Source organism: Gordonia aichiensis NBRC 108223, assembly GCF_000332975.1.
Lineage (GTDB): Bacteria > Actinomycetota > Actinomycetes > Mycobacteriales > Mycobacteriaceae > Gordonia > Gordonia aichiensis.
Genome location: NZ_BANR01000004.1, coordinates 429,519 through 452,932 on the forward strand (window position 1 = coordinate 429,519; position 23,414 = coordinate 452,932).

At 65.6% G+C, this 23,414-nt stretch carries 24 protein-coding genes; 13 read left to right on the plus strand and 11 right to left on the minus strand.

What is annotated here, in order from left to right; all coding sequences use genetic code 11:
* Nucleotides 1–14: 14 nt before the first annotated feature.
* Complete coding sequence (locus GOACH_RS06625; protein WP_005172425.1) at nucleotides 15–1,709, minus strand: MFS transporter; 1,695 nt, start codon at nucleotides 1,707–1,709, stop codon at nucleotides 15–17.
* 159 nt (nucleotides 1,710–1,868) lie between these two features.
* On the opposite strand from GOACH_RS06625, the gene GOACH_RS23955 reads away from it, so the two are divergent.
* Complete coding sequence (locus tag GOACH_RS23955) at nucleotides 1,869–2,009, plus strand: hypothetical protein (RefSeq protein WP_169330852.1); 141 nt, start codon at nucleotides 1,869–1,871, stop codon at nucleotides 2,007–2,009.
* 22 nt (nucleotides 2,010–2,031) lie between these two features.
* Here GOACH_RS23955 and GOACH_RS06635 read toward each other — a convergent pair whose 3' ends face one another.
* The 3 genes from GOACH_RS06635 to kstD form a co-directional block, all read right to left on the minus strand.
* A complete protein-coding gene (locus GOACH_RS06635) occupies nucleotides 2,032–2,463 on the minus strand; it encodes a DUF6918 family protein (RefSeq protein WP_005172426.1) in 432 nt (143 codons plus the stop codon).
* 97 nt (nucleotides 2,464–2,560) lie between these two features.
* Nucleotides 2,561–3,424, minus strand: coding sequence for an enoyl-CoA hydratase ChsH3 (gene chsH3, locus GOACH_RS06640; RefSeq protein ID WP_005172428.1), 864 nt, complete (start codon nucleotides 3,422–3,424; stop codon nucleotides 2,561–2,563).
* Nucleotides 3,425–3,427: 3 nt separating this feature from the next.
* Nucleotides 3,428–5,152, minus strand: a complete 1,725-nt coding sequence (gene kstD / locus GOACH_RS06645; protein ID WP_005172430.1) for a 3-oxosteroid 1-dehydrogenase — start codon at nucleotides 5,150–5,152, stop codon at nucleotides 3,428–3,430.
* 130 nt (nucleotides 5,153–5,282) lie between these two features.
* On the opposite strand from kstD, the gene GOACH_RS06650 reads away from it, so the two are divergent.
* The 4 genes from GOACH_RS06650 to dmpG all read left to right on the plus strand — a co-directional run bounded on the left by GOACH_RS06650 (nucleotide 5,283) and on the right by dmpG (nucleotide 9,128).
* A complete protein-coding gene (locus GOACH_RS06650; protein ID WP_005172431.1) occupies nucleotides 5,283–6,149 on the plus strand; it encodes an SDR family NAD(P)-dependent oxidoreductase in 867 nt (288 codons plus the stop codon).
* Between the two features lie 131 nt (nucleotides 6,150–6,280).
* Nucleotides 6,281–7,069 (plus strand): 2-keto-4-pentenoate hydratase, encoded by a 789-nt coding sequence (locus GOACH_RS06655; RefSeq protein ID WP_005172433.1) that lies wholly within the window; start codon nucleotides 6,281–6,283, stop codon nucleotides 7,067–7,069.
* 50 nt (nucleotides 7,070–7,119) lie between these two features.
* Nucleotides 7,120–8,040, plus strand: coding sequence for an acetaldehyde dehydrogenase (acetylating) (locus GOACH_RS06660; protein WP_005172435.1), 921 nt, complete (start codon nucleotides 7,120–7,122; stop codon nucleotides 8,038–8,040).
* On the plus strand, nucleotides 8,037–9,128 hold the full coding sequence (dmpG, locus tag GOACH_RS06665) for a 4-hydroxy-2-oxovalerate aldolase (RefSeq protein WP_005172438.1): 1,092 nt from the start codon (nucleotides 8,037–8,039) through the stop codon (nucleotides 9,126–9,128). Before GOACH_RS06660 ends, dmpG begins: the two co-directional genes overlap by 4 nt.
* Before the next feature lie 108 nt (nucleotides 9,129–9,236).
* On the opposite strand, the gene GOACH_RS06670 is transcribed toward dmpG, so the two are convergent.
* Nucleotides 9,237–10,085: a hypothetical protein gene (locus tag GOACH_RS06670; RefSeq protein ID WP_005172442.1), complete on the minus strand. Its 849-nt coding sequence runs from the start codon at nucleotides 10,083–10,085 to the stop codon at nucleotides 9,237–9,239.
* Between the two features lie 96 nt (nucleotides 10,086–10,181).
* The gene (locus tag GOACH_RS06675; RefSeq protein WP_005172444.1) at nucleotides 10,182–10,985 is read right to left on the minus strand and encodes a VOC family protein; all 804 of its coding nucleotides are present in this window, start codon (nucleotides 10,983–10,985) and stop codon (nucleotides 10,182–10,184) included.
* 131 nt (nucleotides 10,986–11,116) lie between these two features.
* Between GOACH_RS06675 and GOACH_RS06680 the strand changes: the two genes are divergently transcribed.
* Entirely contained in the window at nucleotides 11,117–11,683 is a 567-nt protein-coding gene (locus tag GOACH_RS06680; RefSeq protein ID WP_005172446.1) for a hypothetical protein, read from the plus strand.
* Here the strand turns inward: GOACH_RS06680 and GOACH_RS23285 are convergent.
* Nucleotides 11,617–12,033, minus strand: a complete 417-nt coding sequence (locus GOACH_RS23285) for a hypothetical protein (protein WP_005172458.1) — start codon at nucleotides 12,031–12,033, stop codon at nucleotides 11,617–11,619. The two genes, GOACH_RS06680 and GOACH_RS23285, sit on opposite strands and share 67 nt — an antisense overlap.
* A 2-nt stretch (nucleotides 12,034–12,035) precedes the next feature.
* Nucleotides 12,036–13,295: a 3-ketosteroid-9-alpha-monooxygenase, oxygenase component gene (locus tag GOACH_RS06685; protein WP_005172459.1), complete on the minus strand. Its 1,260-nt coding sequence runs from the start codon at nucleotides 13,293–13,295 to the stop codon at nucleotides 12,036–12,038.
* Nucleotides 13,296–13,597: 302 nt separating this feature from the next.
* On the opposite strand from GOACH_RS06685, the gene hsaA reads away from it, so the two are divergent.
* The 7 genes from hsaA to GOACH_RS06720 are packed head-to-tail and all read left to right on the plus strand — an operon-like array spanning nucleotide 13,598 to nucleotide 20,118.
* Nucleotides 13,598–14,800: a 3-hydroxy-9,10-secoandrosta-1,3,5(10)-triene-9,17-dione monooxygenase oxygenase subunit gene (hsaA, locus tag GOACH_RS06690; protein WP_005172461.1), complete on the plus strand. Its 1,203-nt coding sequence runs from the start codon at nucleotides 13,598–13,600 to the stop codon at nucleotides 14,798–14,800.
* A 17-nt stretch (nucleotides 14,801–14,817) separates the two neighbouring features.
* A complete protein-coding gene (gene hsaC / locus GOACH_RS06695; RefSeq protein WP_005172463.1) occupies nucleotides 14,818–15,732 on the plus strand; it encodes an iron-dependent extradiol dioxygenase HsaC in 915 nt (304 codons plus the stop codon).
* A gap of 20 nt (nucleotides 15,733–15,752) precedes the next feature.
* Nucleotides 15,753–16,325, plus strand: coding sequence for a 3-hydroxy-9,10-secoandrosta-1,3,5(10)-triene-9,17-dione monooxygenase reductase subunit (gene hsaB / locus GOACH_RS06700; protein WP_040517826.1), 573 nt, complete (start codon nucleotides 15,753–15,755; stop codon nucleotides 16,323–16,325).
* A gap of 13 nt (nucleotides 16,326–16,338) precedes the next feature.
* Entirely contained in the window at nucleotides 16,339–17,523 is a 1,185-nt protein-coding gene (locus GOACH_RS06705; RefSeq protein ID WP_005172467.1) for a hypothetical protein, read from the plus strand.
* Between the two features lie 5 nt (nucleotides 17,524–17,528).
* Nucleotides 17,529–18,344 carry an SDR family oxidoreductase gene (locus tag GOACH_RS06710; RefSeq protein ID WP_040517963.1) on the plus strand — a complete coding sequence of 272 codons (816 nt, stop codon included), beginning with the start codon at nucleotides 17,529–17,531 and terminating at the stop codon, nucleotides 18,342–18,344.
* Entirely contained in the window at nucleotides 18,337–19,476 is a 1,140-nt protein-coding gene (locus tag GOACH_RS06715; RefSeq protein ID WP_005172472.1) for a sulfotransferase family protein, read from the plus strand. Before GOACH_RS06710 ends, GOACH_RS06715 begins: the two co-directional genes overlap by 8 nt.
* Nucleotides 19,477–19,485: 9 nt before the next feature.
* Nucleotides 19,486–20,118 carry a TMEM175 family protein gene (locus GOACH_RS06720; RefSeq protein WP_005172475.1) on the plus strand — a complete coding sequence of 211 codons (633 nt, stop codon included), beginning with the start codon at nucleotides 19,486–19,488 and terminating at the stop codon, nucleotides 20,116–20,118.
* Between the two features lie 39 nt (nucleotides 20,119–20,157).
* On the opposite strand, the gene GOACH_RS06725 is transcribed toward GOACH_RS06720, so the two are convergent.
* From GOACH_RS06725 to GOACH_RS06735, 3 genes are read right to left on the minus strand one after another with little or no spacing between them, the layout of a single operon-like run.
* Entirely contained in the window at nucleotides 20,158–21,276 is a 1,119-nt protein-coding gene (locus tag GOACH_RS06725) for an acyl-CoA dehydrogenase family protein (protein WP_005172477.1), read from the minus strand.
* Nucleotides 21,273–22,244, minus strand: coding sequence for an acyl-CoA dehydrogenase family protein (locus GOACH_RS06730; RefSeq protein WP_005172480.1), 972 nt, complete (start codon nucleotides 22,242–22,244; stop codon nucleotides 21,273–21,275). Before GOACH_RS06730 ends, GOACH_RS06725 begins: the two co-directional genes overlap by 4 nt.
* Nucleotides 22,245–22,247: 3 nt before the next feature.
* A complete protein-coding gene (locus GOACH_RS06735) occupies nucleotides 22,248–23,414 on the minus strand; it encodes an acyl-CoA dehydrogenase family protein (RefSeq protein WP_005172482.1) in 1,167 nt (388 codons plus the stop codon).

Sequence of the window (23,414 nt, forward strand, 5' to 3'; positions counted from 1 at the left end):
GCGAGCCTACGCCGCTAGTCCGCTGTCTGGTCGGCCGACGTGTGTTCGCCGTCCTCCCAGCCGAAGTCACTATCCTCGGTTGTCGGTTCTGCACCGTCGGCGACCGCGACGACGCGACGCGGGGCGAGCCAGAGCAGGACAGCCGAGCCTGTGAGGAGCACAGCACCGAGCACGACGCATGCCTGGTTCATGGGTGTGATGAAAGCATCCTGCGCGCCGTCGAGGATGGCCCTCGACAGGCTCCCGGCTTGTGCGGGAAGGCGATGCGCGACCTCCGTGGCCTCCGCCAGCGATCGACCTATGCGGTGGGACACGTCGTCGGCCTGCGCAAGCAACGCCTGGCCGCCCGCCGTGTCGCCCGCGGCGATGCGTTGGCGCCCGGCGGCGTCGAGTTGGTCGCGTGCGAGCGTGCTCGTCGCGCCGATGCGCGCGGAATAGCCTGCGGCGAGCAGCGAGCCTGCGAGAGCGATTCCGATGGCCGCACCGAGTTCGCGAGCGGTGTCGTTGACCGCCGAACCGACACCCTGGTTGTCGAGCGGTGTGTTCGACATGATGGCAGTCGTCGACGGGGCTGTCGCGAGTCCGATACCGACCGAGACGACGCCGGTCATGGCCGCAAACATCGGGTAACTGTCGTAGTCGACGAGACCGAGGAACAGCATTCCTATTCCGGCGACGAGAATTCCGCCTGCGAGGACGAAGCGCAGCGAGTGGAACCGGACAGCGAGCCAGTTACCGACGAGTGCGAACACGCTGACCCCGACGACCATCGGCATCAGCGCGAACGCCGATTGCAGGGGCGAGTAGCCCATGACCAGTTGGAGCCGTTGCAACAGCAGATAGAACGCGCCGAACGATGCGAAGAACTGCAGCGCCACCGAGAGTGCGCCGGAACCGAAGGCGCGATTGGTGAACAAGCGGACGTCGAGCAGCGGATCGGTGATGCGAAGTTCCACCACACAGAACGCACCCAAGAGCACCACACCGCCGATCAGCGCGACGAGGACGAGTGCATCTGCCCAGCCGCGGTGCGGTGCCTCGAGGAGACCGAAGACGACACCGGTCACGCCCAGAACCGACAGCGCCGTTCCGACGAAGTCGAAGCGCCCGGGATCGCTGTCGCGGGAGGTGCCGATTGTCAGACACAGGAGAGCCGTCAGGAGCGCAGAGGCCGCGAACGTGATGAAAATCGAGTGCCATGAGAAGAATTCGAGGAGCACGCCGGTGACCAGGAAACCCGCGATCGCGCCGGCGCCCGCCACCGCTGCCCAGATGCTCACGGCGATACTCCGCTTGTCCGCGGGCACGCCGGAGGTGATCAGCGAGAGAGTGGTGGGCATGATGAGTGCCGCTGCCACACCGGCCAGGATGCGCGTGCCGATCAACTGGGTGGGGTTGGTGGTCCAGATCGCGAGGAGTGAGGCGATGGAAAAGACGATCAGGCCCGCGATGAGGACCTCGCGTCGTCCGAATCGGTCCCCGATCGCGCCGGCCGGAAGCAGTAGCGCCGCAAGGGCCAACGTGTAACCGTCGGCGATCCAGGTCATCTCGCTGGAGTCTGCGCCGATGTCGACGGCGATGTCGGCGAGCGCGGTGTTGAGGGCGGCCATCGCGGCGACCACCATGCTGACCGCCGCGCAGGCGATCAGGATCAGCCATGCGGCTCGCGTGTTCTCCCGTGTCAGCCTCGTACGTGTCAGGCGGGGCATGTGACCCCCGTGGGTCCTGCATCGCGGTTGTTCACGACACGCTGACGCGAAACACCCCAAACTCCTGCAACATGTGACACATTTATCACTGTAGTAACAGACCGGGAGTGATTGACCAGCTCGCTGGACGGCGCCCCGGACGATCGAAAGTGAGAGATCATGGCCTCATCCCGGGTCGCATCTTCACGAGCAGCCGACACGACCCCTGTCCGTCTGCACATTTGGCGGGTGTTGTCGATGCTGGCCGCGCTGATCGCGGTCGGTGTGGTGTTGGTTCTCATCCTCACCTCCGCGGCCTAGCGCGACCAGCGATCACGTCGACTCAGCCCGCGTACTTCTCGACCACCGCGCCGACGCGCGGAAGTGCTGCGGCCACATAGCCTTTCGCCTTGCCGCGAAGTGAGTTGTACGCCTTCGCCAGTGCTGGCTTGGCGTCCGCGACCTGGTTGTCGGTGACCTGCAGCAGTGCTTCGGACGCTGCGTCGGAGTTGGCGGCCAGGTGGTCACCGAACGCGACGCCTGCGGGCTTAGAGTCCCAGAACGGTTGCAGAGCAGTGAGAAAGTCGGGCAGTAGCTGATCGGTGGCCCGGGTCACGATGTCCGGCTTGATCTTCTGAACGGCGCCATAGGCCGCCTTGACCGCGGTGCCGCTGAGTCCTTTCTGCTCCGACACCTCGGCGTCGATGACGCCGACGAAATCGTTGACCACTGCCGGGCGGTTGGCCCCGAGTAGTGACTGCAGCGAATCGCTCATCGAATCTCCTTCATGGTCCGTGGCGGGGCCACGGCAGATAGCGGGAATGACCGTCAGTGACCTTATCGGTTGTCACCCCGCTCGCACCCGACGCCACTCAGCCCCGCTTGTCGAGGACCACGTTGCCCAATGCTGCAGCATCGTCGCGTTCGATCACCGACGCTCGCACGAGCAGTCGGTCGGGCTCGTCCCACACAGCGACGTCGAGGGTTTCGCCGGGAAACACGACGCCGGCGAATGTCGCCGAGAAGTCGGCAACACGCGTGACCTCGCCGTCGAGAACCTCGTCGACGACGGCTCTGCACACCGACCCGTATGTACAGAGTCCGTGCAGGATCGGCCGCGGGAACCCGGCGCGCTCGGCGAAACCGGGATCGGAATGCAGCGGATTGCGGTCACCGCACAGGCGGTAGAGCAGGGCCTGATTCGGCAGCGTGGGCACCGACAGTCTGCGGTCGGGATCGCGGTCGGGATAGGCGACTTTGCTCGACGCTCCGCGTTCGCCCCCGAACCCGCCCTCGCCCTTCGCGAAGATCGACGACCGCTCGGTCCACAGCGGTTCGCCCGTCTCGTCGACGGTGACCCCCTCGGAGATGATCACCGCTGCGGTGCCCTTGTCCTGGACCTCGACGATCCGTTTGCGAGTCGTCGCCTTGCCTTCCGGCGGCAGGGGTCGGTGCGCGGTGATCTGCTGGCTGCCGTGTACGACCTTCGCCAGATCGATGTCGATGCCGGGAAACGAGACAGCAGGCGCCTGCGTCGCGTGGAAGGTCGCCGCGACCGTCGCGAAGGTGGGCAGCACCTTGGGGTTCGCGTCATCGACGTAGCGGAGGCCCTCGATGTCGAGTGGATCACGTGCGGCCCCGACAGCGAGGTGATAGAGCGCGACGTCCGACGCTGTCCACGAAAAGGTGACCTCGGGCAGTTCGGCGCCGACGGCGACCGAGGGATCGATGGGCACGGTTCAGGCTCCTGCCTTCGTCGACGACGGTGTGGTCACGCCTGCATTGGCCGCCGCGTCGAGCGCCGCGAGGTACCCGAAGACCAGTGCAGGACCGATTGTTGCGCCAGGACCCGCGTAGGTGTGACCCATGACCGGGGCGCTCGTGTTTCCGGCGGCGTAGAGGCCCTCGATGACCGAGCCGTCTGCGCGCAGCGCGCGCCCCGTGGCGTCGGTCTCGATGCCGCCCTTGGTGCCGAGGTCGCCGGGCACCATCTTGACTGCATAGAACGGCGCCTTGCGGACGGGGCCGAGGCTGGGATTGGGCTTGTTGGTGATGTCGCCGTAGTAGTGGTCGTAGCCGCTCTCGCCCCGGTGGAAGTCAGCGTCGACGCCGGACTCGGCGAAGCCGTTGAAGCGCTCGGTCGTGGTGGCCAGCGCGTCGGCGGGTACACCGATCTTGTCGGCGAGTTCGGTGATCGAATCCGCCTTGACGACCACTCCGGACTCAAACCATTTCTTGGGCAACGGTTGTCGCGCGTTGATCCCCGCGAAGAGGTAGCGATTCCGGCAGGTCTGGTCGAAGACCAACCACGCCGGGACGTTGTCTCCCGGACCGTCTCCCTGGCCGAACTCGCCGCCGTACATCTGGTGGACGGCCTCGACGTAGGGCAGTGACTCGTTCATGAACCGCTCGCCGCGCATGTTGACGATGAACGTGCCGGGCACCGAACGTTCGGAAAGAGCGAACCACGGCCCGCGGGGGAGGGGGATCGTCGGTCCCCACCAGGCGTCGTCCATGAGTGAGACCGCGGCACCGATCTTGAGGCCTGCGTTGATGCCGTCACCAGTGTTCGATGGCGCGCCCGTCGTCCAGTCGGAGCCGATCGGCTCGCGCTGGTACTTGCGGCGCATCTCGGCGTTGTGCTCGAACCCGCCGCAGGCGAGGATCACACCGTGCGTGGCGCGGATGTCGACCTGCTGCCCGTCTGATTCCGCCCTCACTCCGACGACCCGGCCGTCGTCGGTAAGGAGGTCGACCAGTCCGGTGTTGAGTCGAAGCGGTACTCCGGCCCGCCGCACGCCGAGCAGCAACTCGGCGGCGAGCGCGGCGCCCATCGCGATGAGCTTCTTGCCCCGCGAGCGTGCCCAGAAGAACCGGCCACCCACCTTCGCCATGCGCAGCGGGCCGCGCCAGTGGCGCATGCCGGTGTTGAGCCAGCGGTAATCAGATTGCAGCACAACCATGTTCAACGGGGCCTTGGTGTACTGCGGGTGAAGCGTGTCGAGATCGTCGCCGAGCGCTCGTGCGTCGAAGGGTCGAGGCTCGACGCTGCGTCCGCCGAGACGGCCACCGGGCGCCTCGGGATAGTAATCGGAGTAGTTCTTGACCCATTCGAGGTCAAGCGGGGCGTGCTTCATCAGGAATTCGAGCGCCTCGGGGCCCCGGTCGATGTAGGCGTCGATACGGTCTTCGCGTGCGTGTCCGCCGATGATTGCCTTGACGTACTCGCGAGCCTTCGCGGGGGTGTCAACGACGCCGTCGCGCTTGAGCACCGAGTTGTTGGGGATCCAGACACCCCCGCCCGAGCGAGAGGTCGAACCGCCCCAGTACGGCGACTTCTCGATGATCACCGTGGACAGGCCCTGTGCGGCCGTCGTGATGGCAGCGCTGAGCCCTGCTGCGCCCGCGCCGACGACGACGACGTCGTAGGTCTCTGGTTGTTGTTGCTCGCGCTCGCCTGCCATCGGGTTCCCTTCGTGCTCCGCGGTGGAACGTGTTCTATATACGAATTAGAACACGTTTCAGAAATGCGGCGCCAGGGTGTTGCCGAACAAGGCGGCGAGAGTCGTGCTCGGCGCAGAGAGGAAGTGTGCGATGGGACAGGCCAGTGGGTGTGTGGCAGTTGTCACCGGCGCGAGCCGGGGTGCGGGCAAAGGTATTGCGCTCGCGCTCGGCGATACCGGGGCCAAGGTCTACGTGACCGGACGAACCGGCCACGACGGGGACTCGGCGCTGCCCGGCTCGGTGTGCTCGACTGCGGACGAGGTGACACGGCGAGGCGGTATCGGCATCCCGGTCGTCTGCGATCACGCCGACGACGATGCCGTGGCCGCGCTCTTCGGCCGAATCGCCGACGAGAACGATGGACAACTCGACATTCTGGTGAACAACGCCCTGACCCTTCCCGACGCGCTGACGCGAAAAGGGCCGTTCTGGAGCAAGCCGCTGTCGCTGACCGACCTGTTCGACGTCGGCATGCGCTCGACGTACGTGGCGACGCACTGTGCTGCACAGCTTTTGGTGAAGCGTGGGGGTGGTCTCGTCGTCAACACATCCTCCTTTGGTGGCGCCTGTTACATGCACGGACCCGCCTACGGCGCAGGCAAGGCCGCGGTCGACAAGATGGCGCACGACATGGCCGTCGACTTCCGCCCGTATGGCGTTGCGGTGGTCTCGCTGTGGATGGGTTTGCTGATGACCGAGCGCACCCGCGCGGCATTCGCTGATCATCCCGACGCGTACGCGGGCCTTGTGGCCGGGGCTGAGTCGCCTGAGTTCGTGGGCAGGGTGATTGCCGCACTGGCCGCAGACGGGGACCTGATGTCGAGGAGTGGGCGGGTCCTCATCGCCGCAGAACTCGCCGACGAGTTCGGGATCGCCGACCTCGACGGGCGTCGACCGCCATCGCATCGCGCGATGCTCGGTGATCCGCCGGCTTTCAGCGCGGCGGTGATCGAATGAGCGGACTGTCGGCCGATCCGAGCTTCTCCCGGGGCTGCCGCAAAACTGGAACATGTTCTAAACTGGGTCCAACTCAGGTCGGGTGAGGTGTCTGATCCCTCCCGGCGATCGACAGTGAAAGTGGCGAAGACATGGCGGTTGACCAGGCGATCCGCGAGCAGATCGCTGCGGACCTGTGGACGGCGGAGCGCACCGCGACAGCGATTGACCGGCCGACCGACGCCCACGCCGATCTCGACGTGGTCGACGCATACGAGATCCAGCTCATCAACATCCGCAAGCGCCTCGGCGGGGGAGCCGAGGTCGCCGGGCACAAGGTCGGCCTCGCGTCGGAGGCGATGCAGAAGATGATGGGTGTCGACGAACCGGACTATGGGCACCTTCTCGATGACATGCAGTACTACGAGAAGACCCCGATCGACACCGCCAGACTCTGCTTTCCGCGGGTCGAGGTGGAGGTCGGGTTCATCCTCGGTCAAGACCTGCCCGGTGAGGACTGCACCAACGACGACGTCATCGACGCGGTCGAGTGGGTGGTTCCGTCGATCGAGCTGATCGATTCGCGGATCAGGGACTGGAAGATCACCCTCTGCGACACCATCGCCGACAACGCGTCGTCGTGTGGGTGGATTCTGGGTGAGCAGCGAGTGGCGATCGACGACATCGACACCGGCGACATAGACGCGTCGCTCGTGCGCAACGGCGAGGTCGTCGCGAAGGGCAACTCGTCTGCGGTGCTGGGACATCCGCTGAATGCGGTCAGTTGGCTTGCTCGCAAGGTAGAGGGTTTCGGAGTACGTCTACGCAAGGGTGACGTGATACTCCCGGGTACCGCGACACGGGCCTTCGACATCGCGCCGGGCGACCACTTTGTCGCGGAGTTCGCGGGTCTGGGCACCGTCACGCTCGACTTCGACTGAGTCGGACCAAGTTTCGTAAGAGATATGACCACACACACCCAGGAGGCACCGTGGCGGCAACGCTGACCGCAGCCATCATCGGGTCGGGCAACATCGGCACCGACCTCATGTACAAACTCGAACGCAGCGAGGTCATCGACCCGCGTTGGATGGTCGGTATCGACGCCGACTCCGAAGGCATGAAGCGCGCCGCAGACCACGGCCTGATCACGATGAGTGGTGGTGCCGACGAACTGTTGGCGTCGTCGGAGAAGCCCGACCTGATCTTCGAGGCGACGTCGGCCTACGTCCACCGCGAGTACGCACCGCGCTACGAGGAAGCGGGCATCGTCGCCGTCGACCTCACGCCCGCTGCGGTGGGGCCCGCGGTGGTCCCGCCTGCGAATCTGCGGGAGCATCTCGACGCCCCGAACACCAACATGATCACCTGTGGCGGACAGGCAACCATCCCGATGGTTCACGCGGTGAGTTCCGTTGTGCCGGTGCCGTATGCGGAGATCGTGGCATCGGTCGCCTCGGTATCGGCCGGGCCGGGCACCCGTGCGAACATCGACGAGTTCACCCGCACCACGTCGAAGGGAATCGAGACGATCGGTGGCGCCCAGCGCGGCAAGGCCATCATCATCCTCAACCCAGCCGACCCGCCGATGATCATGCGTGACACCATCTTCTGTGCGATCCCCGAGGATGCCGACACCGACGCCATCGCCGCGTCGATCCACCAGCGCGAGAGGGATATCCAGGCCTACGTGCCCGGGTACCGGCTACTGCAGGACCCGCAGTTCGATCCCCCGAGCGTGCTCAACGGAGGCCACGCCCGGGTGTCGATCTTCGTCGAGGTGGAGGGCGCCGGTGACTTCCTGCCGCCGTACGCGGGCAACCTCGACATCATGACCGCAGCGGCCACCAAGGTCGGCGAGGAGATCGCGCGACACAAGCTGGATCGGCAGAAGCAGGAGGTATCGGCATGAGTGTGGCAGGAACTCACACGACGACAACGGGTCTGATGGCGAACGCACGTGCGTACTCCGACGAACTCGACATTCGGATCACCGATTCGTCGCTACGGGACGGCAGCCATCACAAGCGACACCAGTTCACCGTCGACGAGGTACGTGCGATCGTCGGCGCTCTCGACGACGCCGGTGTGCCGGTGATCGAGGTGACCCACGGCGACGGTCTCGGCGGGTCGTCGTTCAACTACGGTTTCTCCAAGACCCCCGAGCAGGAACTGATCAGGGCGGCTGCGGAAACCGCTCAGCGTGCGAAGATCGCGTTCCTCATGTTGCCGGGCCTCGGTACGAAGGACGACATCCGCGCTGCGCAGGACAACGGCGGCCAGATCTGTCGCATCGCGACGCACTGCACCGAGGCCGACGTGTCGATCCAACACTTCGGACTCGCTCGTGATCTCGGGCTCGAGACCGTCGGCTTCCTGATGATGAGCCACAGCCAGCCGCCGGAAGTGCTTGCGGCACAGGCACGTATCATGGCCGACGCGGGATGCCAGTGCGTCTACGTCGTCGATTCGGCGGGGGCGCTGGTTCTCGAGGATGTGACGGTACGGGTACAGGCGCTCGTCGCAGAGCTCGGCGACGATGCCCAGGTCGGATTCCACGGGCACGAGAACCTCGACATCGCGGTGGCCAACTCCATCAACGCCATTCGAGCCGGAGCCCAGCAGATCGACGGGTCGATCCGACGCTTCGGCGCCGGTGCGGGCAACACGCCCACCGAGGCGTTCGTCGGCGTCTGCGACAAGTTGGGGATCACCACCGGCGTCGACTTCATGAAGATCGCCGACGCCGCTCAGGACGTCGTGCGGCCGGCGATGCCGTCGGAGTGCCTGGTGGACCGTTCGTCGATGATGATGGGCTATGCGGGCTGCTATTCGAGCTTCCTCAAACACGCCGAGGGCCACGCGGAACGGTACGGCGTCTCGGCCGCCGACATCTTGCTCGAGGCGGGTAACCGCAAGCTCGTGGGTGGTCAGGAAGATCAACTGATCGACATCGCCCTCGAACTCAAGAAGAAGATCGACGCGAACGCCGGCGTCTGAGGGGTTGTAGGCGTTCGCACACGCGGTCCGAACTTGCGGACGCGGCTGGTACACCGACCGCGTCTGCAAGTTCGAGACGCGTCTGGAACCGTCGCGCAGTGGGGCAGGTCAGGCGGCGCCCAGTTCCAGCGTGGTCAGCCACTGCCGGACCGTGGTGGCGACCGTGCCGCGTTCCAGGTCGGCCCAGGTCCAGCGGATCACCATGACGCCGAGTCGCCGCAGTCGGTCCTCGCGCTTCTTCTCGCGCACCACGGCCTCGGTGGCATCCTCTCCTTCGCGTAAGTACTTCTGATACTTCACCTTTCCGTCGAACTCGCCGACGAGCCTGCCCGCCCAGTCGAAGTCGCTTCGCGCGACGAATCCGTCCTGATCCCGGAATTCGTGCTGCAGGCGCGGAATGGGCAGGCCGGCCTCGATCATGTGAGCCCGACACCATGACTCGCCGGGACTCTCCGCGTCGGCAGTGGCATGCGCGAGCGCGCGGCGAGCCTGGCCGACGCCGCGCCGCGTGGCCCGCAGCATCTTCCGCATCACCTTTCGGTCGGCGCCGAGGCGCAGCGCGGCGTCGAGCACCGCGAGTGCGCCCGCGAAGCCCATCGGGGTGGTGCATGCGATGTCGACGGCTGTTCGCTCGAGTGAACTGACCGGGACGCCGTCGATCTCAACGATCTCGTTGGGCGCGACCACCCCGACGTGCGTGTGCCTGGTGGCCGTCCGCCCGCCGTGGTTGGCGTTGCCGTCGGTGACATGCAGGCGCTGGAAGTTGGGCTTGAGCATCGGAAGCCTGTGCATCGCGGCGGCCGACTGATGGGTCACCACACCCGCGACAATGCCGAGCGCTGCCGACGCGATCACGGTGAGCCGGTGCGCATCGTCGGGTGTGCGTTTTTCGGCGGGCGCGAAGGCGCCGCGGCCGACACGGATGATCTCGCCGCGTCGGCACGCTTGCGCCCACACGCGGCCCGAACTGGCAGACGCGGCTGGTACACCGACCGCGTCCACAAGGTCGAGCCGCGTCTGGCCTTGGTCGTGTCCGGGGGCCGACGTCCCGCGCTACATCCCTGCCGGCGGGTGCCCCAACGAGATCAGAGCTCCATTGGGATCGTGCACCGTCGCGAGTGTGCCGTACGGCGTGTCGGTTGCGGGCATCATGACCGACCCGCCGATCTCCTCGGCACGCTTGACCGTGGCGGGCACGTCGTCGACGCAGATGTAGATCTGCCAGAACGAGGGCAGCTCCGGGGGAAACAGGTTGGCGGCGTCCATGATTCCCGCATAGGACATGTCGCCGAAGAACACCTGCGAGTACCGCAGCGGGTTGCCCGGCTCGACGATCTCGACGGCACTGTTGTCGATGACAGTCTCGACGCGGGCGCCGACGACCTCCGGATAGAACACGACAGACTTCGTGTAGTCCTGGCTCACGCACTCGAACCAGTAGGGTGCGCCGTGCACACCCCACTCGGCAAAGCCCTTGTGCTTGTTCGGTTTCCAGAACCCGATCACGGCACCGGCAGAGTCCACCGCGACGGCCATCGTGCCCTCGTCGCCGACGTCCATCGGTGGAAGCATGACCGATCCGCCCGCGGCTGTGACCAGTTCGAGCGTCGCCTCGGGATCGTCGGATCGCAGGTACGACGACCACACGTTGGGTACTGCCCCTTCGCCCATGACCGGCATCAGACCGGCGATGCGGTGTCCGTTGAGGGTGAAGTTCTGATACCCGCCGAAATCCGGGTTGGGTTCCTCGACCTTCCAGCCGAACAGGTCGCCGTAGAAGTCGATGGCCTTGGCTGTGTCGCTGCTCATCAGGTCGAACCAGACGGGAGCCCCGGGAGGAGCGGTGTACTCGGTCATGACAGTGGCCCTTCTGCTGTGCTGGTGTGAGACGCCGGTACTGACCTCCATCCTCGCGAAAAGTCATCGGTGGCGTCGCCGAACGTCGGAGGTCGATGCGGGAGCGACACATCGGATGGCACGCTTGACCCATGACAGACCGTGTGCGTGCACTCGCGTGGCCGCTGTTCGCAGTGTCGGGCCTCTTGATCGTCGCGTTCAGCCTGGTGTCGTGGGGCGATTCCGATCAAGGCCTCGACTCGAAGATCTCAGGCGTCGGGCGTGTGTCGGTGCCAGGCGCGCAGCCCGAGGACGTCGCGTTTCTCGAGGCGCACACGCAACGACCGGCGCTGGTCACGATCGTGCTGGGGGTGGTGATCGCGCTCGCGGCGCTCGCCGGGTGGTGGCGTCCTCGCCTGCGGTGGACGGCGCTGGCCGTGATCGGACTCGCGGCAGTCGGCTCGGCCGTGGCCGCGGGAATCGTGCTCGCAGACCCCTCCGGTCAGCTACTCGACGCCGCGGTGACCAACACCCTGGATCTCGCCCGGGGCGAGCAGGTGCTCCAACCGGGTTACGGAGTGATCGCTGTGCTCGTCGTGGCGATCATCGTGTTCGTCGGTGTGATAGCCGTCGTCGTCACCACCGGACGCCGTCACCAGTACCCGTCGGGGTCGGATTCGGGTGACTCCGACGGAATGATCCCCTCGGCGACGCCGTGATCGATGCTCGCCGACAACCGTGAGCATGTCGGGACGAGTGCCGGGTTTCCGCCCTGATCGCGAATGCGGGCGAGCTCGGTGCACCGGGCGCGGGCGTCGGGGTTCCACTGCACGCTGGTGTGGTGTGCGCTCGTCTTCTTGACGAGTACGCACGCGTGACACCCGCGACACTCGATCTCGGTCATCCCCCCGCGGAGGTAGTGCTCACGGTCGCGAGCCGTCGACTCGTGCACAGCGGCCGATCGCTGCGGGTCGTCGCCGAAATCGGGCGCCTTAGACCACCCGGCCGTCGCGGACGAACCGCCGTGGCGCAACCCGTCCGTCGCGACGCGATCGGTGGCTCTCGTCATGATCAGACGCGCGTCTCGGTGTCAGAGGACGTCTTCGACGTGGTGTCAGACGTCTCCGACGTGGCGCCCGAAGACGTCTCCGACGTGGCGGCGGCTTCACGCTCCTGTTTGCGACGCAGGTTCTCGGCCACCTCGATGTTCCAGCTCTCGACCGCCTTGGTGGTGTCGATCTCGTACTCGAAGCGCTGCGTCATCTCGTCGCTGACGTCGGCGGAGTCGACGTAGAACTGCTCGTACCAACGGCGGAGCTGGTAGACCGGACCGTCCTCCTCGACGAGCAGCGGATTGTCGATGCGGGTCTTGTTCTTCCAGATCTCGACGTCCTGCAGGAAACCGACCTCGACGCCCTTGGAGATCTTGTGTGCCATCCTCGACGCCTGGTCGCCGGTCATACCCTCGGGAACCTTGGCCATCACGCCGTACATGAGAACGAACGAGTTGGCGTCGATGGGGTAGTGGCAGTTGGTGAGGATGGTCTCGATCTTGAAATCGCCGTAGAACTGGACCATCGGGTTGAGCATGTACGACGGCCCGTAATACGCGGCCATCGACTCGAGCCGACTCTCGGCGTAGCCGCTCCCGAAATCGATGTCGGGCCTGCCGTGGGAATTCATGTACTGCGCGGCCGTCTCGCCTTCGAAGACGTTCTTGAAATAGTCGGGCAGCGCGTAGTGGACGTAGAAGAAATGCGCCATGTCGACGACGTTGTCGATGATCTCACGGCAGTTCGACCCCTCGATCACGAGGCGATTCCAGGTCCACCCCGTCCATGCGTCGCTGCCGACCTCGTCGAGTGCCGGGATGATGCAGTCCTCGGGCGGCGGATTGCCCTCGGGGTCGTTGTAGACGAAGACCTGCCCGTTGCGAACCATTGTCGGCCACGAGCGGGTTTTGGCGAGTTTCGGATTGCGTTTGGCGTACGGCACGCCCGCGCAACGTCCATTGCCCTTCCACATCCAGCCGTGGAACGGGCATGCGACATTGCCGTCCCGAATCGAACCCTGGCTCAGATCGCCACCCATGTGTCGGCAGTATGCGTCGAGGATGTTGACTTCGCCGTCGTGTACCCAGAGCGCGAGTTTCGTGCCGAACATGGTGATCGAGTGGGGCTCGCCGTCGTCGAATTCCGAGAGCAGTCCGAGGCAGTGCCAGCCTCGTGCGAAGCGTGTCGGGGGCGTCCCGGTGTCGATCTCGCGCACGTCACTGTCGCGTACCCCACCGGATGAGCCGGTGTGTGCAGCGGGTCGTGGGGTGACGGTCATCTCCGGTGCTCCTTGGCTTGAGGGCTGTTCGAATACGGCGGGCTTTCCTGCCACGGCCGCGCGGACGCTGTGCGATCCGGCCTACACCGAATACTAGAACAGGTTCCAGTATTTGTGTCCACCTCGACTGTGCACGACGCGATCGCAGCAGTACATGGGGACAAGGTCCCGTGTCGGCGAAGATCTCGACAAAAACTAGAACCTGTTCTAATCTCAGATCTGAAACAAGAGTCTCACGACCGCGAATCGACAGGTAGGAGCCGGGGCAGATGCCAGCACATGAGCCGTCAGCACAAGAATCGATGGCGCCGGGAGCGCAGACAGGCGTCGACCGGGCGGACGCGGCTGCGCAGGTGCTCGAGAAGATCAGCGCGCTGCTGCCCGAGATCGAGCAGCGTGCGCAGCAGACAGAGGACCTCCGTCAGATCCCGGACGAGACGGTATCGAGTCTCGATGACGCGGGCTTCTTCAAGTTGCTGCAGCCGTCGCAGTGGGGCGGGTACGAGGCCGATCCCGTGACGTTCTACGAGGCCGTGCGTCGGATCGGCAGCGCGTGCGGATCAACCGGATGGGTCTCCGGAATCATTGGCGTGCACAACTGGCACCTGGCGCTGTTCGACCAGCAAGCGCAGGAGGACGTCTGGGGTTCGGACCCATCGGTGCGTATCTCGTCCTCATATGCCCCGATGGGTGCTGGTCAGGTCGTCGACGGCGGCTACATCGTCAACGGTTCGTGGGCCTGGTCGTCGGGCAGCGGTATCGCCGACTGGGTGTTCGTGGGCGGTCCGGTCATCAAGGACGGCAAGCCCGTCGACTTCGTCAGCTTCCTCATCCCCCGCGAGGATTACACCATCAAGGACGTGTGGAACGTGGTGGGGCTGCGCGGTACCGGATCGAACACGATCGAGGTCAAAGACGTCTTCGTACCCACCCACCGCATGCTGAGCTACCGCACGATGGGTATGGGCCAGGCGCCGGGCCTCGAGCGCAACACAGCGCCCGTCTACAAGATGCCCTGGGGGACCATTCATCCCAGCACCATCTCGACTCCGATCGTCGGTATGGCATATGGGGCGTACGCGGCACACGTCGAACATCAGGGTAAGCGCGTGCGTGCCGCCTACGCCGGTGAGAAGGCCAAGGACGACCCGTTCGCCAAGGTCCGGATTGCCGGTGCCGCAAGCGATATCGACGCGGCGTGGCGCCAACTGTCGGGAAATCTCGCCGCAGAGTACGACCACATCCTGCGTGGTGAGGAGGTGCCGATGGAATTGCGCCTCGCCGCCCGTCGCGACCAGGTGCGCGCCACCGGTCGGGCGATCGCGTCGATCGACACGCTGTTCGAGAACTCGGGCGCTCACGCACTCGAGAACGGCACACCCATTCAACGGTTCTGGCGCGACGCCCACGCCGGACGCGTCCATGCCGCCAATGATCCCGAGCGCGCCTACGTGGCGTTCGGAAACGGCGAGTTCGGGCTGCCCGTCGGCGACACGATGGTCTGAGTGGAGCGCGAGAAACGATGAGCGACAGCCCGATCAGTTCCCTCGGCTACATGCGCATCGAGGCCACCGACATGGCCGCGTGGCGTGAATACGGCCTCAAGGTCCTCGGCATGATCGAAGGGAAGGGTTCCACACCCGACGCGCTCTACCTGCGTATGGACGACTTTCCTGCGCGGCTGGTCATCGTGCCGTCCGACCGTGATCACCTCGGCAGCACCGGCTGGGAATGCCGGAATGCCCAGGCGCTTGCGGAGGTCCGCGACCGGCTCGCGGCGGCAGGTGTCATCTTTCGCGAGGGCAAGGACGAGGAGCGTGCCGATCGCAGGGTAGACGAGATGATCGTCTTCGACGACCCGGCGGGTAACACCCTCGAGGTCTTCCACGGCGCGGCGCTCGAACACCGCCGTGTCGTCAGCCCGTACGGGCACTCGTTCGTCACCGGCGATCAGGGCCTCGGTCACGTCGTCCTCACCTGCGACGACGACAAAGCGGCACTGGCGTTCTACCGCGACGTCCTCGGCTTCAGACTGCGCGACTCGATGCGACTCCCGCCCCAGGCGGTGGGACGCGAAGAGGGCGATGAGGTCCCGTGGCTGCGCTTCCTCGGATGCAATCCGAGGCATCACTCGCTCGCGTTCCTGCCCATGCCGAACGCGACCGGGATCGTCCATCTCATGGTCGAGGTCGGCGAGGCCGACGACGTCGGACTCTGCCTCGACAGGGCCCTGCGTCGGAAGGTCCCCATGTCGGCGTCACTCGGGCGGCACGTCAACGACCTGATGCTCTCGTTCTACATGAAGACGCCCGGTGGCTTCGACGTCGAATTCGGCTGTGAGGGAAGACAGGTCGACGACGGTGCCTGGGTGGCGCGGGAGAGTACCGCGGTGAGTCTGTGGGGGCACGACTTCACCGTCGGATTCAAGAACCAGTGAACGGAAGGGCAAGTGTCCAGATGGCTCAGACACCATACGGTTCAGCCGATTTCGACACGAGGGCGTTCCGAACCGCGATGGGGCAGTTCTGTACCGGTGTCACCGTCATCACCACACTGACCGCGGATGGAGCACCGTCGGGTTTCGCGTGTCAGTCCTTCGCGGCGCTCTCGCTGGACCCGCCGCTGGTGCTGTTCTGCCCGCAGAAGACGTCGCGGACATGGCGGGTGATCGAGGAGAACGGCAAGTTCTGCGTCAACATCCTGTCCAACCGGCAGCAGGATGTCAGCGCTGCCTTCGGTGCGCCGGGCGACGACAAGTTCGCCGGAATCGACTGGGACCCGTCGCCTGAGGGGCTGCCGGTGATCCGGCACGGCTTGACATGGGTCGAGTGCTCGGTCGAGCGAGTCGACGACGGCGGCGACCATCACATCGTGGTCGGACGAGCACTCACACTCGGAGAAGTGTTGCAGGACAAGCCGCTGCTCTTCTATCGCGGTGGTTACCTGTCGACCGAACACCCGCGCGTCACGCCCGCGCAGGCCGAGCTCGACAACTTCTTGACGTGGACCGGAGGCGATACCTGGCTATGAGAGACACCGCACTATGACGACGGTCGACGTCACGGGCGCCTTCACCGACGCGGTCACGCAGGCGCAGACCTTGATCGCACACGCGGAGTTCGCCCACACCGACGCCGATCTCGCCGAGGGATTCGACTACCTGGCGGGAAGTATCGCGGCGACCCTGCAGCTGGCGCGGGCGCGCAGCCGGACGCATCCCGGCTTCGTGACCTCGACGGGACCGAGTGCCAAGATGGGTCTCGACAACCCCGACACCCTCTATCTGCACGCAGACATCGAGCCGACCGCCACCTATCGCGTCTGGGGGAGGCGCGGCAACACAACCGACCTGAGCTTCCAGGTACTCCGCGGCGACTACACACCCAGCCAGGTTCCGGGTGGCGACGACGCGTTCGACGACCGTCGGATACCGATCGGCGACGACGGCACATTCGAGATCACGTTCGGGCCCGACCAGGTCGCGGCGTCCGAGCGAGCCGACTACTTCGCGCTCGGCGACGGTGCGTCGATGCTGGCGGTGCGCGAGGTGTATTCCGACTGGACGCAGCGCAGAGGTGAGATCGCGATCGAGCGCGTCGACACCGTCGGTACTGCGCCGGCGGTACTCGATCTCGATCGGGTCCGTCGACGTTATGCGACGGCGGGGAAGATGCTTCTGGCGCGGCTGAACACCTGGTTCAATTTTCCCAGATGGTTCTACCTCGATGAGCCGGTGAACACCTTCACACCTCCGCGCCTCACACCCGGCGGCCTGTCGACCCAGTACTCGTCGGTCGGTCATTTCAGACTGAGTCCGGACGAGGCGATGATCATCACGGTGCCGAAATCCGCAGCGCCGTACCAGGGTTTCCAACTCGGCAGTATGTGGTACATCTCGCTCGACTACGTCAATCACCAGACGAGTCTGAACTCTTCCCAGGCGCAGGTCGACGCCGACGGTATGATCCGCATGGTCGTCGCGCACCGCAATCCCGGCGTCGCCAACTGGATAGAGACCACCGGACACGAGACCGGGATCATGCAATTCCGTTGGCAGCGGACAGATGTGCCGATTCCACCCGAGCAGGGTCCGATAGCACAGATCATCGATGCGGGCGACGTCGCCGACCATCTGCCGTACCTTGTCGACAACACGATCGATGCCGCCGGATGGGCGTCACGAATTGCCCTGCGACAGCGTGGTTTCGCAGAGAGGATGCTGGGGTGACCGACATGACGGGTCACGGACTGCTCGGCGACAAGGTGGTCGTCGTCTCCGGGGTGGGCCCGGGACTGGGTAGGTCGATATCGTTGGGCGCGGCACGGCAGGGCGCGCGCGTCGTGCTCGCAGCGCGTACCGAGTCGAGGTTGAAAGAGTTTGCCGCAGAGATCGACGCGGCCGGTGGCCGGTCGCTTGTCGTGCCCACCGACATCACCGACGACGACGCCGTCGAGCAACTCGTGTCGGCCACGGTGGGCGAGTTCGGGCGGGTGGACGCACTGGTGAACAATGCCTTCGCGCTTCCGTCGATGAAACCGTTGGCACGCACAGATTTCGAGCAGATCAGCGCGAGTATCGAACTCACGGTACTCGGCACGCTACGCGTGGTGAGGGCCTTCACCGAATCGCTCGCCGACGCCGCGTCGAAGGCGGGGTCGCCGCGGGCGACCAGCGCGATCGTCAACATCAACTCGATGGTGATCAGGCATTCCGAGCCCCGTTACGGCAGTTACAAACTGGCGAAGTCTGCGCTGCTGGCGATGTCGCAGACGTTGGCGACGGAGCTGGGCGACAAGCGGATACGGGTGAACTCGGTGGCCCCCGGCTATATTTGGGACGATCAGCTGAAGTGGTATTTCGGCGAGGTCGCGAAGAAGTACGGCATCGGCGAAGACGATGTGTATGCACAGACCGCTGCACGCTCCGACCTCAAGCGACTACCCGAGCCCGACGAGATAGCCGAGGCCGTGGTGTTTCTCGCGTCCGACGCGGCCAGCGCGATCACCGGGCACACCCTCGATGTGAACTGCGGGGAATACCATGACTGACTGTGCAGGCCGACGCAACGTCGGAAGCATCGACGACCTTCACGAATCTGCGATCAGGACAACGGGTCTCGACGATTTCGGCGACGACGACTATCTCGAACCACTCGGGGTGCTGCTCGATTCGTACGCGAACGAAGCAGGACTCACCGAACTGGGCAGCAAGATGTTCCGCTACTTCCTCAAGGGCGCGCTGGTGGCACGGCTGATGAGTGAAGCGTCGTGGCAGGCCAACCCGTCGTACGCCGACATCGCGATCACCCGACCGATCTTCGTCACCGGGCTGCCCCGCACCGGCACGACGGCCCTGCATCGGTTGCTCGCCGCCGACCCTGCACATCAGGGACTCGAGATGTGGCTGACAGAGTTTCCGCAGCCACGCCCGCCGCGCGAACAGTGGGCGTCCAATCCGGTCTATCAGCAGATCGACGCCGGAATCGCGCAGCACCACGTCGACAACCCCGAGTTCATGGGTCTGCACTATCTCGACGCCGGTGAGGTCGAGGAGTGCTGGCAGTTGTTGCGGCAGAGCATCATGTCCATCTCGTACGAATCGCTCGCGTACGTGCCGACCTATTCGAGGTGGCTCGCCGAGCAGGATTGGACGCCCGCCTACGCCCGGCACCGGCGAAACCTGCAGTTGATCGGCTCGAACGAGCCGGGCAAGCGGTGGGTGCTGAAGAATCCGAGTCACCTGTTCGCACTCGACGCGCTGATGGCCGTCTACCCGGACGCACTGGTGATCCAGACACATCGCGCGCCGGAGACGATCATCGCGTCGATGTGCAGCCTCGCCGAGCACGCCACGCCCGGATGGTCGACGGTGTTCGTCGGCGACACGATCGGGAGGACCCAGCTCGACCTGTGGTCACGCGGTCTGCGTCAGTTCGCGCAGGCGCGAGCGCGATACGACGATGCGCAGTTCCTCGATATCGAGTTCGACGACCTGCGGGCCGATCCGCTCGGCACCGTCGAACGCGTGTATGCGGCGCTGGGGGCCGAGGTGTCGACCGAGGCGCGCGCCGCGATGGTGGCACTCGACGCGGAGAGCAGGTCCGGTGCGCGTCGCCCACAGCATCGATACGACCTGGCCGATTACGGATTCACACAGGCGGAGGTCGCCGCCGCGTTCTAAAGTCTGGACATGGCAATACCCAACGGTCGACGCACCGCCGAGGGTTTCCGACGGTTGATCGCGTTCGCCGACGCGGTTGTCGCCATTGCGCTGACCCTACTGGTGTTGCCTCTGGCCGAGATCGGCAAGGAACTCGGCGGCGACACGACGGTCCCGGCCGTGTTCTCCGACCATTCCGGTGAGATCATCGGTTTCCTCATCAGCTTCTTCGTGATCTGGGTGCTCTGGCGCAATCATCACGGGACGATCGAGTACTTCGAGAGCTACGACTGGGTCTTGTTGGAGCTGCATCTGGTGTGGCTGCTGAGCATCGTCGTCCTTCCGTTCGCGACGGTGCTGATGAGTGGAAACGGACTGAAGTGGGCCGGCGCGTTCTATGTCGCGGTGCTGTTGGTGTCGGTGACGACGCTCGTAGCGATGGGTGAGTGGGGCAGACGGCATCGCGCGCTTCTCGCGACCGGACCCGACGTCGACGAGTGGGTGGCGAGTGCACCGGACGTGGGCACCGTCGTGGCGCTCGTCGTTGCACTCGTCGGTTCGCTGGTCGTCCCGCAATGGGGGACCTGGTGGTTGGTGGTGCTGTTCCTCGCAGGACCTGCCGACAAGATCCTTGCCGCGCTGAGGCACTCGCGCCGGGAGTGACCGGCACCTTCGACTTACCCGATCAGCGGACTCACTCGATCAGCGGACGGACTCGACCATCTCGGCGACGAGCTCGTGCGGCTGACCGAAGAGCTGCGCGCTGCCGTGTGCGCGTTTGAAATACAGCTGGATGTCGTGTTCCCAGGTGATCCCGATGCCGCCGTGGATCTGGATCGCCTCACCCGCGACCGTGGCGAAGGCCTCCGAGCAGTAGACGTGGGCCGACGCCGCCAGCTCAGCGGCTTCCGGATCGCCGGATACGACGGCGTCGACGGCCGCTCGGGCGAGGGAGCGGGACGATTCGACCAGCATGTACATGTCGGCCATACGATGCTTCAGAGCTTGGAACGAGCCGATGATCCGCCCGAACTGTGTCCGCGACGACGCGTGCTCCACAGCGAGTGTCAACGCACGGTCGGCGCCGCCGACCTGCTCTGCGGCCAGGAGCGCCCAGGCCAGTGTGCGCAGGCGCGTCACCAGGTTGCCGTCCGCGGTGACGGCCGTCGCCGCCGTGTCGTCGAAGGTGACACGGGCCAGGGGCCGAGTCGGGTCGACGGTGGGCAGTGCGGTCACGCCGACACCGTCGGTGTGGGCGTCGACGATGTGGAGGGTGATGCCCGACGGTGTCCCCGCAAGGACAAGGAACTGATCTGCGGATTCGCCGTCGATGACGAAATGCGCTGTGCCTGTCAGTAACCCGGCCTCGCTCGTGACGCCGGGGGTACTCCACCCCGTGGCTCCCGCCCAGCACAATGCGGCGACTCGTGTCCCGGCGGCGATGTCGGGTAGGAATCGTGCGCATGCGTCGGCGTCGCCGCTGAGTAGCAGTGCGCCTGTGGCAAGCGCCGTCGAGAAGACGGGCACCGGGCTCAGTGCGGCACCGAGTTCCTCGAGAACCGTCGCGGTCTCGACGAACGACGCCCCGGCTCCGCCGAACTCTTCGGGAACAGCGAGCGCGGCGACACCGATCTCGTCGCACAGTGTGCGCCAGAGCTTGTGGTCGATGCGCCCCGGCGCGCCCATCGCGGCTCGCACCTCGACGGAACCGGATCGCTTCGTCAGCAGGTCGGCGACCGAACCGCGAAGCGCTGCACGGTCTTCGGGCGAGATCTCACTCGGCGCGATCATGGCATCCGGCAGGTGTGTTGTAGCACTCACAGCGACTCCAGGATTCGCTCGCGATGCTGGGCCTGCGTGCCCCAGGCGGTGACCAGTGCGCGAGTCTTGGTGATGTACAACGACAGGTCGTGCTCGGCGGTGTATCCGATGGCGCCGAGGACCTGAAGGGCTCGTCGCGATGCGAGGTAGGCGGCGTCTGCTGCGGCGACCTTGGCTGCGGAGATGTCGCGATCGACGTCAACGCCCTCGGGCACCGCGCCGTCGACGCCCAGCGCTGCAGCGTGTACCAGCGGACGCGCCATCTCGAGTGCGATGGCGACGTCGGCGAGATGATGTTTGACCGCTTGAAACGAACCGATCTGGCGACCGAACTGGGTGCGGGACAACGCGTACTCCGACGCGATCGTGAGCATCGCGCCGCCGAGTCCGAGTAGTTGTGCTGCGGTACCGAGCGCTCCGGCGTGCGCGGCGCGATCGCCGTCGACCCCCTCGGCGACGGCCTCGGCGGCACGCACGGTCGAGACTGTCCGGGTCGGGTCGACGGACCGCGCCGTGCTCTCCACAGTGGCAGTCGAGAGGCTGTCGTCCTCGACCACATAGATGCGGTCGGCGACATCGGCGTCCGCGGCGCGCGGTGACATCGGTGCGATGGCGACACTACTCAGCGCACCCTCCGCGAGCGCGGGTAGGCGTTCTTCGGCCACGGTTCCGCGGAGCAGAACAGGCAGCACCGCAACGGATTCGACGATCGGTCCAGGAAGTACGTGACGCCCGACCTGTTCGAGCGCGACGACCATCTCCACCGCGCCGGCTCCGGCGCCGCCGTGGCTCTCGTCGATCAGCAGGCCGAAGACCCCGATGTCGGCGAGTTGTCGGAAGACTCCCTGCGCGGGCGCGCGGTCACCAGCGGCCCAGGCGCGTGCGAGGGCGGGCGTGTCGGCCTTGGTGAGGAGTGCGTCGACACTCGATGCGAGGTCGTCGTGGATGTCGGACAGCAGGAAGTCCATCGCTCACCTATCCCCGCGCGGAAGGCCGAGGAGACGCTCGGCGATCACATTGCGTTGAATCTCGTTGGTACCGGCATAGATCGGTCCGGACAGCGAGAACAGGTAGCCGTCCATCCATGCGTCGTTGATCTCCGCCCCGGTGCCCTGCAGGTCCAGTGCGGTTTCGTGTGCTGCGATGTCCCACTGCGACCAGAACACCTTGTTGATCGACGACTCCATGCCCAGCTGACCGCCCGCCGCCAGTCGACTGACCGTCGCGTACGTCGACAACTCGTATGCGCGCGAGCCGATCCAGGCGTCGGCGACGCGAGCACCGACATCCGAATCCGTGGGGACGCTGTGCCGCTGCGTTTTCCAGAGTTCGACGAGGCGGTCGGTGGTTGCCAGGAAGCGACCGGGTGAGCGTAGCGACAGTCCGCGCTCGTTGGCGGCGGTACTCATCGCGACCCGCCATCCGTTGTCGACCTCGCCGATGACCCCGGAGGCGCCCGGGTCGGCCGGATCGTCGGGAACGAAGACGTTCTCGCAGAACAGTTCTGCGAATCCCGGCTCACCGTCGAGCTGGGGGATGGGTCGGACGGTGACGCCCGGGCTGCGGAGATCGAACATGAAGTAGGTCAATCCGCGATGCCGCTGCGCCGTGGTGTCGGTGCGGAACAGGCCGAAGGCCCGATCGGCGAAGCTCGATCGTGAGCTCCATGTCTTCTGTCCGTTGAGTAGCCAACCACCGTCGGTGCGGGTGGCCGTCGAGCGAAGTGACGCGAGGTCGCTGCCCGCCTCGGGTTCGCTCCACGCCTGGCCCCAGATGTCGTCGGCGCGCGCCATACGCGGCATGATGCGCGCAAGTTGGTCGGGGTGCGCGTGTTCGAACAGGGTCGGTGCCAACAGGAAGATCCCGTTCTGGCTCACTCGCCCGGGAGCGCCCGACCGGTAGTACTCCTCCTCGAACACGACCCAGTGCAGCAGCGGGGCGTCGCGTCCACCGAATTCTTCCGGCCAACTGACCACCGACATGCGGTCGGCTGCCATGGTGCGCTCCCACTCGCGGTGGGCCTCGAACCCCTCCGCGGTATCCATCGACGGAAGCGGTTGTGCCGGAACGTGGTCGGCGAGCCAGGCTCGGACCTCGGAGCGAAATGATTCCGTGGCGGCGTCGAATGTGAGGTCCAT

Excerpts from the sequence above, each read along its gene's own strand:
- GOACH_RS06710 (WP_040517963.1), top strand. The coding sequence starts at position 17,529 with ATGACGGGTCACGGACTGCTCGGCGACAAGGTGGTCGTCGTCTCCGGG.
- hsaC (WP_005172463.1), top strand. The coding sequence starts at position 14,818 with ATGAGCGACAGCCCGATCAGTTCCCTCGGCTACATGCGCATCGAGGCC.
- GOACH_RS06685 (WP_005172459.1), bottom strand. The coding sequence starts at position 13,295 with ATGACCGTCACCCCACGACCCGCTGCACACACCGGCTCATCCGGTGGG.
- GOACH_RS06735 (WP_005172482.1), bottom strand. The coding sequence starts at position 23,414 with ATGGACCTCACATTCGACGCCGCCACGGAATCATTTCGCTCCGAGGTC.
- GOACH_RS06715 (WP_005172472.1), top strand. The coding sequence starts at position 18,337 with ATGACTGACTGTGCAGGCCGACGCAACGTCGGAAGCATCGACGACCTT.
- GOACH_RS06655 (WP_005172433.1), top strand. The coding sequence starts at position 6,281 with ATGGCGGTTGACCAGGCGATCCGCGAGCAGATCGCTGCGGACCTGTGG.
- GOACH_RS06650 (WP_005172431.1), top strand. The coding sequence starts at position 5,283 with ATGGGACAGGCCAGTGGGTGTGTGGCAGTTGTCACCGGCGCGAGCCGG.
- GOACH_RS06705 (WP_005172467.1), top strand. The coding sequence starts at position 16,339 with ATGACGACGGTCGACGTCACGGGCGCCTTCACCGACGCGGTCACGCAG.
- kstD (WP_005172430.1), bottom strand. The coding sequence starts at position 5,152 with ATGGCAGGCGAGCGCGAGCAACAACAACCAGAGACCTACGACGTCGTC.
- GOACH_RS06625 (WP_005172425.1), bottom strand. The coding sequence starts at position 1,709 with ATGCCCCGCCTGACACGTACGAGGCTGACACGGGAGAACACGCGAGCC.
- GOACH_RS06635 (WP_005172426.1), bottom strand. The coding sequence starts at position 2,463 with ATGAGCGATTCGCTGCAGTCACTACTCGGGGCCAACCGCCCGGCAGTG.
- GOACH_RS23285 (WP_005172458.1), bottom strand. The coding sequence starts at position 12,033 with ATGACGAGAGCCACCGATCGCGTCGCGACGGACGGGTTGCGCCACGGC.
- GOACH_RS23955 (WP_169330852.1), top strand. The coding sequence starts at position 1,869 with ATGGCCTCATCCCGGGTCGCATCTTCACGAGCAGCCGACACGACCCCT.
- dmpG (WP_005172438.1), top strand. The coding sequence starts at position 8,037 with ATGAGTGTGGCAGGAACTCACACGACGACAACGGGTCTGATGGCGAAC.
- hsaB (WP_040517826.1), top strand. The coding sequence starts at position 15,753 with ATGGCTCAGACACCATACGGTTCAGCCGATTTCGACACGAGGGCGTTC.
- GOACH_RS06675 (WP_005172444.1), bottom strand. The coding sequence starts at position 10,985 with ATGACCGAGTACACCGCTCCTCCCGGGGCTCCCGTCTGGTTCGACCTG.
- hsaA (WP_005172461.1), top strand. The coding sequence starts at position 13,598 with ATGGCGCCGGGAGCGCAGACAGGCGTCGACCGGGCGGACGCGGCTGCG.
- GOACH_RS06680 (WP_005172446.1), top strand. The coding sequence starts at position 11,117 with ATGACAGACCGTGTGCGTGCACTCGCGTGGCCGCTGTTCGCAGTGTCG.
- GOACH_RS06720 (WP_005172475.1), top strand. The coding sequence starts at position 19,486 with ATGGCAATACCCAACGGTCGACGCACCGCCGAGGGTTTCCGACGGTTG.
- GOACH_RS06730 (WP_005172480.1), bottom strand. The coding sequence starts at position 22,244 with ATGGACTTCCTGCTGTCCGACATCCACGACGACCTCGCATCGAGTGTC.